The 15,231-nt window shown below is 36.0% G+C and carries 9 protein-coding genes; 4 read left to right on the top strand and 5 right to left on the bottom strand.

Translation table 11 applies throughout. The features are described 5' to 3' along the window. Positions 1–1,525: 1,525 nt before the first annotated feature. Positions 1,526–2,869 carry an amino-acid N-acetyltransferase gene (gene argA, locus K6D58_RS11345; protein WP_296830747.1) on the bottom strand — a complete coding sequence of 448 codons (1,344 nt, stop codon included), beginning with the start codon at positions 2,867–2,869 and terminating at the stop codon, positions 1,526–1,528. Positions 2,870–2,923: 54 nt separating this feature from the next. Next, entirely contained in the window at positions 2,924–3,568 is a 645-nt protein-coding gene (locus K6D58_RS11340) for an epoxyqueuosine reductase QueH (RefSeq protein ID WP_296830745.1), read from the bottom strand. A gap of 345 nt (positions 3,569–3,913) precedes the next feature. Here K6D58_RS11340 and K6D58_RS11335 point away from each other — a divergent pair, with 345 nt between their 5' ends. After that, complete coding sequence (locus K6D58_RS11335) at positions 3,914–5,899, top strand: glycoside hydrolase family 31 protein (RefSeq protein ID WP_296830743.1); 1,986 nt, start codon at positions 3,914–3,916, stop codon at positions 5,897–5,899. A 73-nt stretch (positions 5,900–5,972) separates the two neighbouring features. Here the strand turns inward: K6D58_RS11335 and mgrA are convergent, their stop codons facing one another. Next, entirely contained in the window at positions 5,973–6,968 is a 996-nt protein-coding gene (gene mgrA, locus K6D58_RS11330; RefSeq protein WP_296830741.1) for an L-glyceraldehyde 3-phosphate reductase, read from the bottom strand. Positions 6,969–7,122: 154 nt separating this feature from the next. Here mgrA and pyrE point away from each other — a divergent pair, with 154 nt between their 5' ends. Together pyrE and K6D58_RS11320 are read left to right on the top strand one after the other, a co-directional pair. Beyond that, positions 7,123–7,812 carry an orotate phosphoribosyltransferase gene (pyrE, locus tag K6D58_RS11325; RefSeq protein ID WP_296830739.1) on the top strand — a complete coding sequence of 230 codons (690 nt, stop codon included), beginning with the start codon at positions 7,123–7,125 and terminating at the stop codon, positions 7,810–7,812. A gap of 65 nt (positions 7,813–7,877) precedes the next feature. Next, positions 7,878–8,714 (top strand): ABC transporter substrate-binding protein, encoded by an 837-nt coding sequence (locus K6D58_RS11320; protein ID WP_296830737.1) that lies wholly within the window; start codon positions 7,878–7,880, stop codon positions 8,712–8,714. Between the two features lie 64 nt (positions 8,715–8,778). Here K6D58_RS11320 and gyrA read toward each other — a convergent pair whose 3' ends face one another. Then, complete coding sequence (gyrA, locus tag K6D58_RS11315; protein WP_296830735.1) at positions 8,779–11,298, bottom strand: DNA topoisomerase (ATP-hydrolyzing) subunit A; 2,520 nt, start codon at positions 11,296–11,298, stop codon at positions 8,779–8,781. Positions 11,299–11,351: 53 nt separating this feature from the next. Beyond that, complete coding sequence (gene gyrB, locus K6D58_RS11310; RefSeq protein WP_296830733.1) at positions 11,352–13,373, bottom strand: DNA topoisomerase (ATP-hydrolyzing) subunit B; 2,022 nt, start codon at positions 13,371–13,373, stop codon at positions 11,352–11,354. 192 nt (positions 13,374–13,565) lie between these two features. Between gyrB and dnaA the strand changes: the two genes are divergently transcribed. After that, positions 13,566–15,050, top strand: a complete 1,485-nt coding sequence (gene dnaA / locus K6D58_RS11305) for a chromosomal replication initiator protein DnaA (RefSeq protein ID WP_296830731.1) — start codon at positions 13,566–13,568, stop codon at positions 15,048–15,050. The last annotated feature ends 181 nt before the right edge of the window (positions 15,051–15,231 follow it).

The following is a 15,231-nucleotide window of genomic DNA, read 5'->3' as shown; positions in this document are numbered from 1 at the left end:
CCATCATTTTCTTTCATTTTTCTTCTATATATATGTATTCTGTACCCCTACTTTAAGATCAAACAAATTTTCTGTATCTTCTTAAGCATGAATTTTCTGAATTTTAAGGGATAAGTTATATCATTACAATTAAAAATTCATGAACAAATATTCCCTGCAGCAAACCTCCTATGACTAAATTCCTTACAATAAAAATGGATTCATTTTCATGTTGATACTTGCTGTTCCTGGTCCCGATCTGTATCTTTCTGTTTTTAATACTGATTCCTGACATAGAAAGATACTGTATCCATAAAAGCCCGCATGCTGGAAAAAACCTTTATATAATAATCAGGCTTACTATTCAGCCACACCGTTCCAGGATAAGATGGATAATTTTTTAGATGGACTTAATCCATATCAGCTGCCCGAATGTCAAATCAGGGAGACTGATTTATAAGACGAAAAGTTTAATATGATGGCAGCTCTTTCTAATCAATAGTAATAGTTTTATGCAGCAGAGATATAAATCTAAAGCATATATATCTGATTAGAAATATAATCACTTGTTAAAATGTTTCATGTGAAACAAATATAGTTAGACCTTCTTTGTTAATTTCCTGATCACAAATCAACCTGACTTAATGAATACAAGCATCCTCCTTTACTGGCATAAAGCTAAATTAAGGACTACTTTATTTTTTACAGAAGCCCTTAAAGATACAAATGTCCCTACTTCCAGAGTAAAAGTCTGGCCGGGTTAATAAAGCCCTGCCTTATATAAATACTAGCGGCCCTAAAGTTATTAAAGCCGTTCTCCTTTAATCATAGATAGTTAACCTCAGAAGACATAAAAACAACAGCCCTCTAATCTGACCATTTATCTCCAGGGGATAATAATAAATCCCAAGCTCAGAAATAAAAGAAAATCCATCAGAGTAACAGATACTCTTTTACCATTATTCCATTATAAAAACCCATACCGACAGCCGGATAATAATCCCCTGCTTTCCATGTAAAATTACCCCAATTTTTACCACAGCATTAAATCGCTATTAAAGTGAGTTTAGAAGTACAAACAAAAATTCAAGAAGAATTTACTTTTATATAAAAATAAATTCCTATACAGATGGTGTAAATTTTGTAGCGCCAAAAATTCTACGCTAATTAAGAATTCGATGATACATTTTCAGCTTTGTAGAATTCACCAAATTTCTCACAATTTTATCCACAGAAAATCCTCCAGGGTGTGAAAATTCCCCTATTTATTAACCATTTATCCACATAAATACCCCAGTCCTGGCATAGACTAAAAAGCCCTGTTTTAAGCCATTTTCTAACCTTATACACCTGACAACTAAAACTTATCCACAACAAATACACAATTGCTAAAATAAAAGGCATATTTTTCCCCAGAATTATCAACAATTATCCCCTTATAAAAATTCCTTTCTGCTGACAAATTTTTTAAAATAAAAAAGGCCGGGAAACAATCCTTATGGATCATTTCCCAGCCCTAATGTTTCACATGAAACATTTTTCTAATTTATTTCTTTATTTGTAAGCGCATAACCTTGGAGCTTCTTTGAGGAGTCCAGATTTCCCTCCTTTTTTCTGGTAAAGATTCAATTGTTGATTCAACAAAACCAAGACTTTCAAACCAGTCAGCCGTCTGTGTTGTTAAAAGGAAAATACTCTTAGCGTTTAATTTTGTTGCACGTGAAACAAGATATTCAATAAGTTTAAGCCCTACACCAATATGGGAATATGTCTTATCAACTGCAACACCTGCAATTTCCATCTGTCCATCAGGATACTTAATCAAAGATGCACATGCCCTGATTGCACCATCAAGTTCATAAACAATGTAGTCAGAAATCTGGTTATTAAGCATTTCTTTTGTTCTTGGAAGAAGAATACCTGAATCAATAAATGGTTTCATTACTGACAAAACAGCAGAGATATCATCTCTTGTCATGTCGCGTATTGTTCCATAATTATTGCAGTAAATCATTGTACCAGATCCAAAGTCACTAAAGATTTCACAAGGAATTGTACCATCAAGAGAACCATTCAAAATATGAACACGGGATACTCCTTCAATACAAGCATCTTTAGCAAGCTTCAAAAGATTAATGATTTTTTCACGTGAAACATTTTTTTCTTCTTTACTATTTAATTCAATAAAGGTATTAAGCTCCTCAATATTCATAGCAGGAACAGTACCTTCTGCTGATAAGCCCATTCCTTCTGGAAGAGTAAAGTTAGAAGAGTTAACTTCTGCATCTGGAACAACATAAAAAAGCTTATCTGCCTTAAGATGAATAGCTACCTGTTTAGCAAGTTCTACCGAAGAAATATTGTAAGGTTTACCTGCTGCACTCCATCCAATACAAGGAAATATTGGGATAAAGCCATCATCAAGAACCTTCTGAATACTATCCAGCTGAAGCTTATCTATCTCTCCGTTTGTACCAAAATCAAATCCATTAACAACACCCTTACCTCTTGCCCTTACCCAGTTACCAATAAGAGCAGTTTTCTTTTCTCCTGCAAGAGCTGTCATCACCTGGTTGGATACATCAAAAGCAGCCATCTTTATTAAAGGCATTGCCTCTGGTCCTGTAATGCGACAATTATCATGAGTAGTCCACTCTATATTTGAGACCTTAAGAATCTCATCAATACGCTTGCTTGCTCCAGGAATCATTATTACCTTTAAGCCGGCATCATGAATCTTTGCAATATCTTTTATATGGTTTAAGAAAATTGGAGACTCAATCAGGTTCTCATCCATGTAAATTATTACAAGAGCATTTTTAAAACGCTGAATATACCTGATTACATCACGAATCTGTTCTGCTTTACCATGAACAATTTCTGCCTTCATATTAACCTTCCTCTACTAAAATACGAGCTACTAACAGTTAGTCTGTTTAACCTGTCAATGTTGTGTACGCATGGAATACACGCATCCGCAGTAATCCTGGCGATACAATCCAAATTCTGCACTAAGCTGCAGGCTTCGGAGAAATCCATTTTTCTTCTTAAAGTCTGCTGGTAAATACTTAACATTTGATAACTTGTCAAATGTATAGCCTATTGTATTTATCTTTTTTGCATCCTTATAAGGACTGATAGACAGTGTTGTTGTAAAATAATCAAACTTATTAAGCACTGCATAATCATATGCTTTTTTCATTCTAAAGTCATAACAGCGCCTGCACCTCTCCCCTCGCTCAGCTTCTGTTTGTAATTCAGTTTCTTCCCTTGTATTAACAGCTATAAAATATAATTCCGGATCATATTCTGCAACTACAAGTTTTACTGAATTCTGAAGAGCCACTGGAAACTTTGTAAGAAAAACTTTTAATTCTTCCAGGCGCCTTTCATATTCCTTTTGGGGATGAATGTTAGGATTAAAATAAAAAATAGTAATGTCAAAATATTTAGCAAGATACTCCATTACATAAGAAGAACATGGAGCACAACAGGCATGAAGTAAAAGACTTGGTTTTTTAGGCAGTCCTTCTACCTGAGAAATGATTTGAGACAATTGTTTTTGATAATCTATCTTTTCTTCTTTCATATAGAAAGAATATCACTGTAAAAAAAATTGTGCCACCCGGAAGACTTCCAGACAGCACATACAGTTAAGTGAGCATGAATATTGTCAAAATGAATGGTTTGGGTTCATTTTTTAATAGGGCTGTTTCTCCTTTTTATTAAATTTCTCCTTAACTGAATCTTAATCAAAAATAACAGATTTATTTAAATTATCTTATGTAATGTTCTTAACAATTTTTTTCACTTTATTACCTTTGGATTCTAAAAATAAAAAAATTCAATTTTTTTTATGGAATTTTTAACGTTAAATTTTATTTTATTTTCATATTAAAATATGCTTATTGAAATATTTTTCAGAGGTATATTTATGTTCAAAAAAAGTCCTGATTCCCTTATTTTTGAAAAAAATGGTGAAACCCTTAAAATTCAAGCCTGGGGAACAGATTCATTAAGAATCCGCTCAACTATGAATTCTGACTTTTCTAAAAATAACTGGGGACTTACCGAAATCGTAAAAAACAAATCTTCTGTGAAAATACAGATAAAAGACAACGAAGCAAGTATTAGCAACGGTAAAATTACTGCCAGATTAAATGCAGGCGGAGTTATTACTTTTGAAAAAAACGGCAAAAAAATACTTCAGGAATATCACAGAAGTTATGACCCTTCTGCTTCCAGAGAAAGTATTGCCCTTAAAGTTATAAACCGTCAGTACAAAGGAAACATTGGTGGCGGCGAGTATCAGATTACTGCAAGATTCAATCCAAATGATGGAGAAAAGATTTTTGGTATGGGTCAGTACCAGCAGCCCTATTTAAATCTTAAAGGCTGTGTCCTGGAGCTTGCTCAAAGAAATTCCCAGATTTCAATTCCATTTGCAGTATCAAATCTTGGTTATGGATTTTTATGGAACAACCCAGCTGTAGGAAGAGCAACTTTTGCCACAAACATGACTGAATGGAAAAGTGAATGCAGTGATGAACTTGACTACTGGATTACAGCCGGAAACACTCCCAAAGAAATTGTTGAACGCTATACTGAATGTGTAGGAAGAGCTCCCCTCATGCCAAAAGACTATCTTGGATTCTGGCAGTGCAAGCTCCGTTACAGAACACAGGAAGAAGTCCTTACTGTTGCCAGAAAGTACAGGGAACTTGGCATTCATCTGGATGTAATAGTAATTGATTTCTTCCACTGGTGCCGTCAGGGAGACTGGAGTTTTGATCCGGAATACTGGCCAGACCCAAAAGCTATGTGTGATGAACTTCATGCAATGGGCACTAAAGTTATGGTTAGTGTCTGGCCAAGCGTAGATAAAAAAAGCGTTAACTACTGGCCTCTTGCAGACAAAGGTCTTCTTGTAAGAAGTGAGCGTGGTGTAATTCAGACTTATGATTTTAACGGTGACTGTCTTACTATCGACCTTACAAATAAAGACGCCAGAAACTTTCTCTGGAAAACCTGTTACAAAAATTATGTAAAATATGGAATAGACATGTTCTGGCTTGATAATGCTGAACCAGATCTTTCTATCTATGATTTTGAAAACTACAGGTATAAAATCGGCCCGGCCCTTAAAGTAAGCAATCTCTATCCAAAACTTTATGCCCAGACTTTTGCTGAAGGCTTTACTAAAACAGGAAAAAAAGACTTTGTTAATCTTGAGCGTTGTGCCTGGGTTGGAAGCCAGAAATACGGTGTTGTTTTGTGGAATGGTGATGTTCAGAGTACCTTTGAGTGTCTTGAAGATTCTGTTTCTCAGGGAATCAGTATGGGACTTGCAGGTATTCCCTGGTGGACAACAGATGTTGGTGGATTTATGTTTGGAGATCCAAAAGACCCGGCATTCGTTCACCTTTTAATGCGCTGGTTTGAATTTGGAGTATTCACACCAATCTTAAGACTTCATGGAGACAGAAGTCCTCAGTTAAAACCTTTTGTTACTGATAAAGATTATGGCGGAGGATTCTGCTGGTCCGGTCAGGACAATGAAATATGGACTTACGGAAAAGAAGCTCAAAAAATTATGGAAAAGCAGATAAAACTTCGGGAAAGTCTTCGTGATTATATTGCAGCTTTAATGAAGGAAGCCCATGAAAAAGGAAGTCCTCTTATGAGGGCTATGTTCTATGAATTCCCAGAAGATGAAAAATGCTGGGATATTCGTGATCAGTATATGTTCGGAAGTGAATATCTTGTAGCTCCGGTTATTCATGCAAATGAATTTAAACGTTCTGTATACCTTCCAGCCGGCTCCTGGAAAAACATAAATGACGGCAAAGTTTATAAAGGAGGAAAAATGTATACCGTCAATGCTCCTATTGATTGTATACCCGTCTTTAAAAAGTCCTGAACTATGAAAACCTAAAAACCAGCGTGAACTCCAGGTTAACAAGATATTCCTCAACCTGAAGTTCACGCATTTTTTATTTTAAAATAGATTCAATTTCAGCAAGTTCTGAATCTGTAAAATCCAGGCGCTGAATTGTCTTTACATTTTCTTCTATCTGTTCCGGATTATGTGCTCCAATTAAAACAGATGTTACACGGTTTTTTCTAAGGTTCCATGCAAGAGCCATCTGACTTAATGTCTGTCCCCTGTCATTAGCCATTTCATTCAGCCTTTTAGCCTTAGAAATTTTATCTTCCGTAATGAATTCTTTTTTAAGGAATACTCCCCTTGTTGCTCTGGAATTTTCCGGAATTCCATCAAAATATTTTGTAGAAAGAATTCCCTGGGCAAGAGGACTAAAAGTAATTGAACCTGCACCACATTCATCAAGAGCATCCAGAAGACCATCTTCTTCACACCAGCGGTCAAACATATTGTACCTGAACTGATTTATAAGAAGTGGTGTTCCATTAGCTTTAAGTAATGCTGCTGCTTTTTTTGTATCTTCTGTATGATAATTTGAAATACCTGCATACAGGGCTTTTCCGCATTTAATTGAATCACTTACAGCAGACATTGTTTCTTCAAGTGGTGTTTCAGGATCGGGTCTGTGATGATAAAAAATATCCACATACTCAAGGTTCATTCTCTTAAGACTCTGATTAAGACTTGAAATAAGATATTTTCTTGAACCAAAATCACCATAAGGTCCATCCCACATTTCGTAACCAGCTTTTGTAGAAATTACAAGTTCATCCCTGTAAGACTTTAATTCCTGATTAATAATACGGCCGAAATTTTCTTCTGCACTTCCAGGTTCCGGACCGTAATTGTTTGCAAGATCAAAGTGAGTAATACCAAGGTCAAATGCCTTAAAAAGCATTTTTTTCTGATTTTCAAAATCATCAACTGAACCAAAATTATGCCATAAACCAAGAGAAATTCTAGGCAGTTTTAAGCCGCTTTTTCCACATCTCTGGTACTCCATTGTACCGTCATATCTTTTTGAATCTGCTAAATAAACACTCATGGGTAAAATTGTAGTTCCTCATTAAAGAATTGTCGAGGATTTAATTTTATTTAAATAGTGTCATTATTTATTTGATAAATCCTCTTAGCTTGTAGCGACCCCCTCCCCTACCCCACCTTAACTTACTTAAATAAAATCATTAAAATAAAATCCCATGGAACAGTATAAAAAAGAATTTATTGATTTTATGGTTGAGTGCAATGTACTCAAATTTGGTTCTTTCACATTAAAAAGCGGAAGAAAATCTCCATTCTTTATGAACGCAGGAGCATATATTACCGGCAGTCAGCTTGCCCGTCTTGGTGAATTTTATGCAAAAGCCATTCACGATAATTTTGGTGATGACTTTGATGTTCTTTTTGGACCAGCTTACAAGGGTATTCCTCTTAGTGTTGCTACCTGTATTGCCTACTCAAAACTCTACGGAAAAGAAATCAAATACTGTGCTGACCGTAAGGAAGAAAAAGATCACGGTGCTGATAAGGGCAGCCTTCTTGGATACAATATCAAGGACGGTGACCGTGTTGTTATCATAGAAGACGTAACTACTTCTGGCAAATCAATCGAAGAAACTTATCCAAAGATTAAGGCTCAGGAAACTAAAGAAGGCGGAATAAAAATCGTTGGTGAAATTGTTTCCCTTAACCGTATGGAAAAAGCTGCAGATTCAGATAAAAGTGCCCTCCAGGTAATTACAGAAAAATATGGATTTCCGGCAAAAGCTATTGTTTCTATGGAAGAAGTTGTTGAATCACTTTATCAGCCAGGAAAAGACGGTGTTATTACTGACCAGCTTAAAAAAGAAATAGATTCTTATTATGCTGAATGGGGTGCAAAAGCCTGACAATGAATTTACCTTTTAATAAACGCGGTATCAGCTTAAAGAAAGGCATTTTTCTGAGTACACTTATGGTTACAGTTCTGGGTACACTTTTACTCAGCAGCTGTAACAAAAAGGGTACAGATTCAAGAAAAGAAATTACAAAAGCTTCTAGAATTGTTGCCCTGAGTCCAAGCGGTGCAGAAATTTTAAGCACTATTAATGCAGAAAATCTTATTGTCGCAAGAACTGATTTTTGTGATTACCCGGAAAGCCTTAAGTCCATTCCTAGTATTGGTGGATTTTCAGGAGATACTTTAAGCGTAGAAAGCATTCTAAAATACAACCCGGATTTTGTTTATGGTGCAGCTGGCATTCATGATTCAATTAAAGAAAACCTGGAACGCTTAAATATAGATGTTTATCTTTCAGAATCAAGCAGTATCGAAGATATACTTAACGAAATTGAATTTATGGGTACAGTTACTAATCATAAAGAAGAAAGTGAATCTGTTACCCAAAAATTAAGGGCACAGATAGAGAACTTAAAAGAAAAGGCATCAGTATCCCAATCTGTACCTCAAATTTACTGGGAAGTATGGAATGCTCCTTATATGACAGCGGCAAACAAATCATTTATAAATGACGTAATGGAACTGTCTGGTGGAAAAAACATATTTGCAGATGTAAATGATGTATATCCTATTATCAGTGAAGAAATAATTATAAAAAGAAATCCGGATGTAATTATTATTCCACAGGAAAACGGCATAACTGTGGAAACTCTTAAAAAGAGACCCGGCTGGGAAAATATTAAGGCTGTTAAAAATGAAAATGTAATATTCATTGATTCAGATCTTTATACAAGGCCTGGTCCAAGAATCATTAATGCTGCGGAAGAGCTTTTTGAAAAACTTCATAAATAAAATAATCCTGTAAGTATTTTTATCTACTTACAGGCTTTCTTTTTATAAAACCATAAATCTTGTTTTATTTAGATTCATCATCACTGGCTGCAATTCTATCAATTCCAACAACATAATCAGGTTCAGAAATATCAACAACCCTTACGCCGCTGCTTCCCCTACCCTGCTTTGAAATTGAATTTGCATCAACACGAAGGGATGTTCCCTGACTGGTAATACACATAATTCCGTCATTTTCCTTAACGGTAAGTGCTCCAACGATTTCTCCCTTGTCATCAACATTTCCAAAGACTTTCTGACCACCGGTTCCTCTTCCATGAGCTGAATATTCATCAAAGGAAACACGTTTTCCAAAGCCTTTTTCTGTAATAACAAGCATATCTGTTTCTGGAATAACTGGTGTTGCTGCACAAAGTTCATCATCATTGGCAAGCTTCATTCCGTTTACACCACGGCTGCTTCTTCCCATTGGACGAACATCTTCTTCTGTTATTCTAAGAGCCTGACCGCGACGGCTTATAAGCATAATTTCAAAATTACCCTGAGAAAGTACGGTACTTACCAGCCTGTCTCCGTCATCAAGACGAATTGCCTGCATACCCTTAGCCTTTGCATTTCTGAATTCATTAGTTGGGGTCTTCTTTACGATACCATTTGCAGTTGCCATAAAGAGGTACTCTGTTTCACTGAATTCCCTGATACGTTCAACAATTGTAATTTCTTCGTTTGCACTAACAGCAAGAAGACTCTTAATATGTGAACCACGGCTTGTCTTACTAGCTTCTGGAATTTCATGAACTTTTACCCAGTAAGCTTTTCCAAGGTTTGTAATAAAAATCAAATGCTCATGTGTAGAAGCAACGAACATCTGGTTAATGTAGTCTTCTTCTACCAGCTTAGCAGAAATTGTACCCTTTCCGCCTCTGCCCTGACTCTTATACTGACTTACAGGAACGCGTTTAATATAACCAAGCTTAGAGATAAGGATAACCATATCTTCTTCCTTAATCATATCTTCTACGTTAATGCTTTCTACTTCTCCGGCTACAATATCTGTCCTGCGGTCATCACCATATTTTTCTGCAAGATTATTTGTATCCTGTTTAATAAGCTGAAGAATCTTATTGTGATCTGCAAGAAGTCCCTGAAGATAATCAATTAAAGCCTGAAGTTCTTTAATTTCATTCTGAAGGTCTTCAATCTGAAGATGTGTAAGGCGTTTAAGCTGCATATCAACAATAGCCTGTGCCTGCTCATCATCAAAATTGAATCTCTGTTCAAGGCGGGCCTTAGCTTCATTAGTATCACGGCTTTCCTTAATAATCTTAATTACTTCATCAATATTATTGATAGCTGTAATAAGAGCTTCCAAAATATGCATTCTGTGTTTTGCAACTTTTAAATCATAAATTGTACGACGGGTAATAACTTCATCGCGATGATTTACAAAGTGCATGATAAGCTGTTTAAGATTAAGAACTTCCGGTTTAAGGTATTCGGCTTTTAATGTAAGGTAACCTGGTTCGTCATAACGGATACCCTTTTCTTTTTCCTGAGGAACAAGGGCAAGATTAATAACACCAAAGTTTGACTGTAAATCTGTTTTTGCAAAAAGCTGATTAAGAACAACCTTAGTAATGGCACCGCGTTTTAAATCAACAACAAGACGCATACCTGAACGGTCAGAAGATTCATCATTGGCACCAACGATTCCTTCTATCTGCTTATCACGTACAAGTTCCTTAATGCGGCGGATAATATTTGTTGTATTAATTCCATATGGAACTTCTGTAAATACAATTGATTCACGACCGTTTTTATCTGTTTCAATTGTAAACTTAGAACGAATGGTAATTTTTCCACGACCGGTCTTATATGCCTTCTTAATTCCTTCACGACCATAAATTACACCGCCTGTAGGAAAATCAGGACCCTTAATGTAATTCATAAGTTCATCAATGGAAATTTCAGGATTATCAATGTAAGCAGAAATTGCAGCGGCTACTTCCCTAAGATTATGGGTTGGCATATTTGTAGCCATACCAACGGCAATACCTGTTGTTCCGTTACAAAGAAGGAAAGGAAATGCTGCAGGAAGTACACTTGGTTCTTTTGTTGTGTCATCAAAGTTAGGAATCATGTCTACGGTATTTTTAGAAATATCCGCAACCATTTCTTCTGTAATCTTTGACATTTTTGCTTCTGTATAACGGTAAGCAGCTGCAGGGTCACCGGCAATAGTACCAAAGTTACCCTGTGGAGTAACAGTTGTATATCTCTGAGCAAAATCCTGACCTAAACGAACTAATGCATCATAAACGGAAGCATCACCATGAGGATGATAATGACCAAGAACTTCACCAACGATAGTAGCACATTTTTTTGTCTTACCACCGCTTGAAAGATGAAGGGAATCCATTGCGTACATAATACGTCTGTGTACTGGTTTAAGACCGTCACGTACATCAGGAAGAGCACGCTGTACAATTACAGACATGGAATAGTCAATGTAAGCCTGCTTAACTTCTGCTTCAATTGGGATTTTTATTACAGTTCCACCTTCTGGTGTTTTAATTTCTTCCATCTTTATTCCTCAAAAATTTTAACAAATATTTTTCTGATAAAAGCCAGCTTTGATTAAACATCCAGGTTTGCATAACTTGAATTGCTTTCGATAAACTGACGGCGTGGTTCTACTTCTTCACCCATGCAGACACTAAAGATTTTGTCTGCTGCAACTGCATCAGGAATTGTTACAACACGCATCTTACGGTTTGCAGGATCCATTGTTGTTTCCCAAAGCTGGTTACCGTCCATTTCACCAAGTCCTTTGTAACGCTGAACATCTATATCTGTCTTTTTCTTTTTATCTGCAGGATTTACTACTGCATTATCTGTTGCTTCTTCTTCTGAATTTTCTTCACTTTCATCTGCAGCAGGAACAGTTGTGTCATTTCTTAACTCAGCAAGAATCTGGTCACGTTCTTCATCTGAATAAGCATAATGAACCTTACCCTTCTTACCTTTCTGAAGTCTGTAAAGAGGCGGCATGGCAAGATAAACATAACCATGCTCAATAAGTTCCGGCATGTAACGGAAGAAGAATGTAAGAAGCAATGTACGAATATGGCTTCCGTCAACATCGGCATCGGCCATAATAATAATTTTATGATAACGAAGCTTATCAATGTTAAAGTCTTTACCAAAACCTGCACCTAAAGATGCGATTACAGGTTCAAGCTTATCGTTGTTCATTACTTTTTCTGGACGAACTTTTTCTACGTTAAGCATTTTTCCCCAGAGTGGAAGAATTGCCTGTGTTTTTGGATCACGACCTTTTTTTGCAGATCCGCCGGCCGAGTCTCCTTCGACTATGTATACTTCACACTGAGTCGGATCTTTTAAGGAACAGTCAGAAAGTTTTTCCGGAAGACCAAATCCGTCAGACATTGTCTTTTTGCGCATATTGTCTTTTGCTTTGCGGGCAGCAATACGGGCAGCAGCTTCACCTACGGATTTTTCAAGAATAAGGTCGATAACTTTAGGATTCTGTTCACCCCAGAGAGTAAGCTTTTCTTTTACAAGCTGATCAACATAACCACGTACTTCTGAGTTACCAAGCTTTGTTTTTGTCTGACCTTCAAACTGTGGTTCTGGAACTTTTACAGAAAGAACTGCTGTTAAACCTGAGCGTACATCATCACCTGTAAGACGTTCTTCCTTATCAAGTTTTTTAAGGAGCTTTTCTCTCTTTTCAAGAAATTTATTAAGTACAAAAGTAATGGCTGACTTAAAACCTTCAAGGTGAGTACCACCTTCCCTTGTATTAATATCGTTTACGTAAGAATAAATATTTTCTGAGAATGAATCGTTATACTGCATTGAAACTTCAATCTGTACATCGTTATTTTCTCCACTTATATAAACCGGCTGTTCAGGAACAACCTGCTTGCCGTCATTAAGATATGTAACGTAATGGTTAATACCACCTTCAAACTTAAAGATTACTTCTTTTGGAGTTTCAAGACGTTCATCACGGAAAACAATATTGATTCCAGGATTAAGGAATGCAAGTTCACGAAGACGATTTGCAAGAACATCAAAATTATAAGTTGTTGTTTCCTGGAAAATTGTAGAATCTGCCTTCCAGCGGATTGTTGTACCATGAAGATTTGTTTCTCCAAGCTTTTCTACTTTTGACTTAGGAATACCGATTCCATACTTCTGCTGATAGTGATATCCGTCACGGAATACATCTGCAGTCATCCATACAGAAAGAGCATTTACACAGGAAACACCTACACCGTGCAAACCTCCGGAAACCTTATATGTTGATTTATCAAATTTACCACCTGCATGAAGACGGGTAAGTACAAGTTCAAGGGCACTAACCTTTTCTGTAGGATGCATATCTACAGGAATACCACGACCATCATCTTCAACACGACAAATATCATCTTTTTCAAGAGCAACGGTAATCTTAGAACAATAACCTGCCATTGCTTCATCAATACTATTATCTACAACTTCATAAACAAGATGATGTAATCCATTTGGTCCAGTTGAACCTATATACATACCAGGACGCTTACGAACTGCTTCAAGTCCATGCAAAACCTGAATACTTGATGCACCGTAATTAGTGTTTTCGTCTGACATTTTAAGCTCCAAATCTGTATTTTTATTACTGAATTAAATACATATTTTATATGTAGAATTCGAGAACAAAATTATACTTTTTATAGGTTAAAAAGTCTATTCCCATAGCATCAAATAAGCATTTTATAAGGATTTACTATACATTTATTTAGTTGTGGAAAACTTTTTCTTCATGATTTATAATTCCCCTTTATGAGTGAACAGAATTATAAAGATTTTTGGGATGAAGCATTAAAAGAAATTCATCAGGATTATATAAATAAGGGTCAGGAAACAGAATTTTTAATCTGGTTTAACATGGAATATCTTGAAGATACCCTTACAGAAATAAAAGTAGGTGTTGCTTCAGACTTTATGTGGTCAAGAATGGTATCCATGGGTTATGTAAGTGCCATTCAGTCTAAAATCGCTCAATTTACAGGAAGGAATATAAATATATCATATGTTGTAAAAAACAACGTTAAAAGCCCGTATACAGCTTCTGAGAGCCAGAATTCCGTGGAGACCGGTAATTCAGTAAACACACCGGAACCACAATCCCAGCAGCAGGCTCCTTCAATTCAGCAAAACAATATTATTCAGGAAAATACAGCATCATCAGCACCAGAAGTTCCTGTTTTTAAGCAGCATCCTAAACTTAACGAAAACTGTACTTTTGAAAAGTTTGTTACCGGTGAAAACTCTGATTTTGCTTATAATGTTTCTCTGGCAGTAGCAAAAAATCCTGGAAAAGCATACAACCCTCTCCTGATTTATGGTGGTGTAGGTCTTGGAAAAACTCATCTTATGCAATCTATTGGAAACTATATATATGCTCAGAAAGGTGATACTTCTAAAATCTGCTACATAACTGCAGAAAACTATACAAATGAATTTATTCAGGCAACACAGGAAGGTCCTCAATCCATCAACAGATTTAAAAACAAATACAGAAAACTGGATCTTCTTCTTCTTGATGATATCCACTTTTTTAAGGACAAAATCGGTACTCAGGAAGAAGTTTTCTATACTTTTGAAGCCCTTGAAGGTATAAAAGCTCAGATGGTATTTACCTGTGACCGGCCTGTATCTGAATTAAATGGTTTTTCAGAGCGTCTTAAGTCCCGCTTTTCTAAAGGAATGTGTCTTGACCTGCAGCCGCCTAACTACGAAACAAGATGTGCCATCATTCAGAAAAAACTTGCCAACATGAATAAAACAATACCTCAGGTAGATGTAGATGTTGTAAGTTACATAGCTGAAAATGTTCAGACAAATGTTCGTGACCTTGAAGCCTGCCTTACAAAAGTTCTTGGCTTTACTGAATTGACCCACAAGTCAATAACACCTTCCATTCTTCAGAATCTTCTTCGTGATCAGGTTTCTCAGATAAGTAACGAAAACATAACTATTGATATTGTTCAGAAAGTTGTTGCTGACTACTACAATATTTCCATAAGCGATATTAAGGGCAAAAAAAGAAACAGTCACGTTGTTGTTCCAAGACAGATTGCCATTTACATTGCAAGACAGCTGGGAGGTTTTTCTTATCCTCAGCTTGGTGATGATTTTGGTGGACGTGATCATACAACTATCATGCACAGCTTTAACCTGGTAGAAGATAAGATAAAGATTGACTCTAATTTTAACTCTCTTATTGAGACTCTCATAAAGCAGGTTAAGGAGTATAAAAAATAGATAAAAACAGGCATTTTCACTGCTTTTCATGAAAATTTTTCTTGTAGAAATCCAGTTTACAATATGTTACAATGCTGTTGATAAGTAGTGGATAACTTTTTTACCTGTGAATAATTGTGAATTCTGTGAATTCTTATCAAGAATTTATACACTTCACAATTCTATATAAGATAATGAATTA

Source organism: Treponema sp., from assembly GCF_024696245.1.
GTDB lineage: Bacteria > Spirochaetota > Spirochaetia > Treponematales > Treponemataceae > Treponema_D.
Note: the sequence above shows the minus strand (reverse complement) of the source record. Positions and strands in the feature narration are given on the sequence as shown.

Coding starts and splice junctions, on each gene's coding strand:
- argA (WP_296830747.1), bottom strand. CDS start 2,869: ATGAAGGCAGAAATTGTTCATGGTAAAGCAGAACAGATTCGTGATGTA.
- K6D58_RS11340 (WP_296830745.1), bottom strand. CDS start 3,568: ATGAAAGAAGAAAAGATAGATTATCAAAAACAATTGTCTCAAATCATT.
- K6D58_RS11335 (WP_296830743.1), top strand. CDS start 3,914: ATGTTCAAAAAAAGTCCTGATTCCCTTATTTTTGAAAAAAATGGTGAA.
- mgrA (WP_296830741.1), bottom strand. CDS start 6,968: ATGAGTGTTTATTTAGCAGATTCAAAAAGATATGACGGTACAATGGAG.
- pyrE (WP_296830739.1), top strand. CDS start 7,123: ATGGAACAGTATAAAAAAGAATTTATTGATTTTATGGTTGAGTGCAAT.
- K6D58_RS11320 (WP_296830737.1), top strand. CDS start 7,878: ATGGTTACAGTTCTGGGTACACTTTTACTCAGCAGCTGTAACAAAAAG.
- gyrA (WP_296830735.1), bottom strand. CDS start 11,298: ATGGAAGAAATTAAAACACCAGAAGGTGGAACTGTAATAAAAATCCCA.
- gyrB (WP_296830733.1), bottom strand. CDS start 13,373: ATGTCAGACGAAAACACTAATTACGGTGCATCAAGTATTCAGGTTTTG.
- dnaA (WP_296830731.1), top strand. CDS start 13,566: ATGAGTGAACAGAATTATAAAGATTTTTGGGATGAAGCATTAAAAGAA.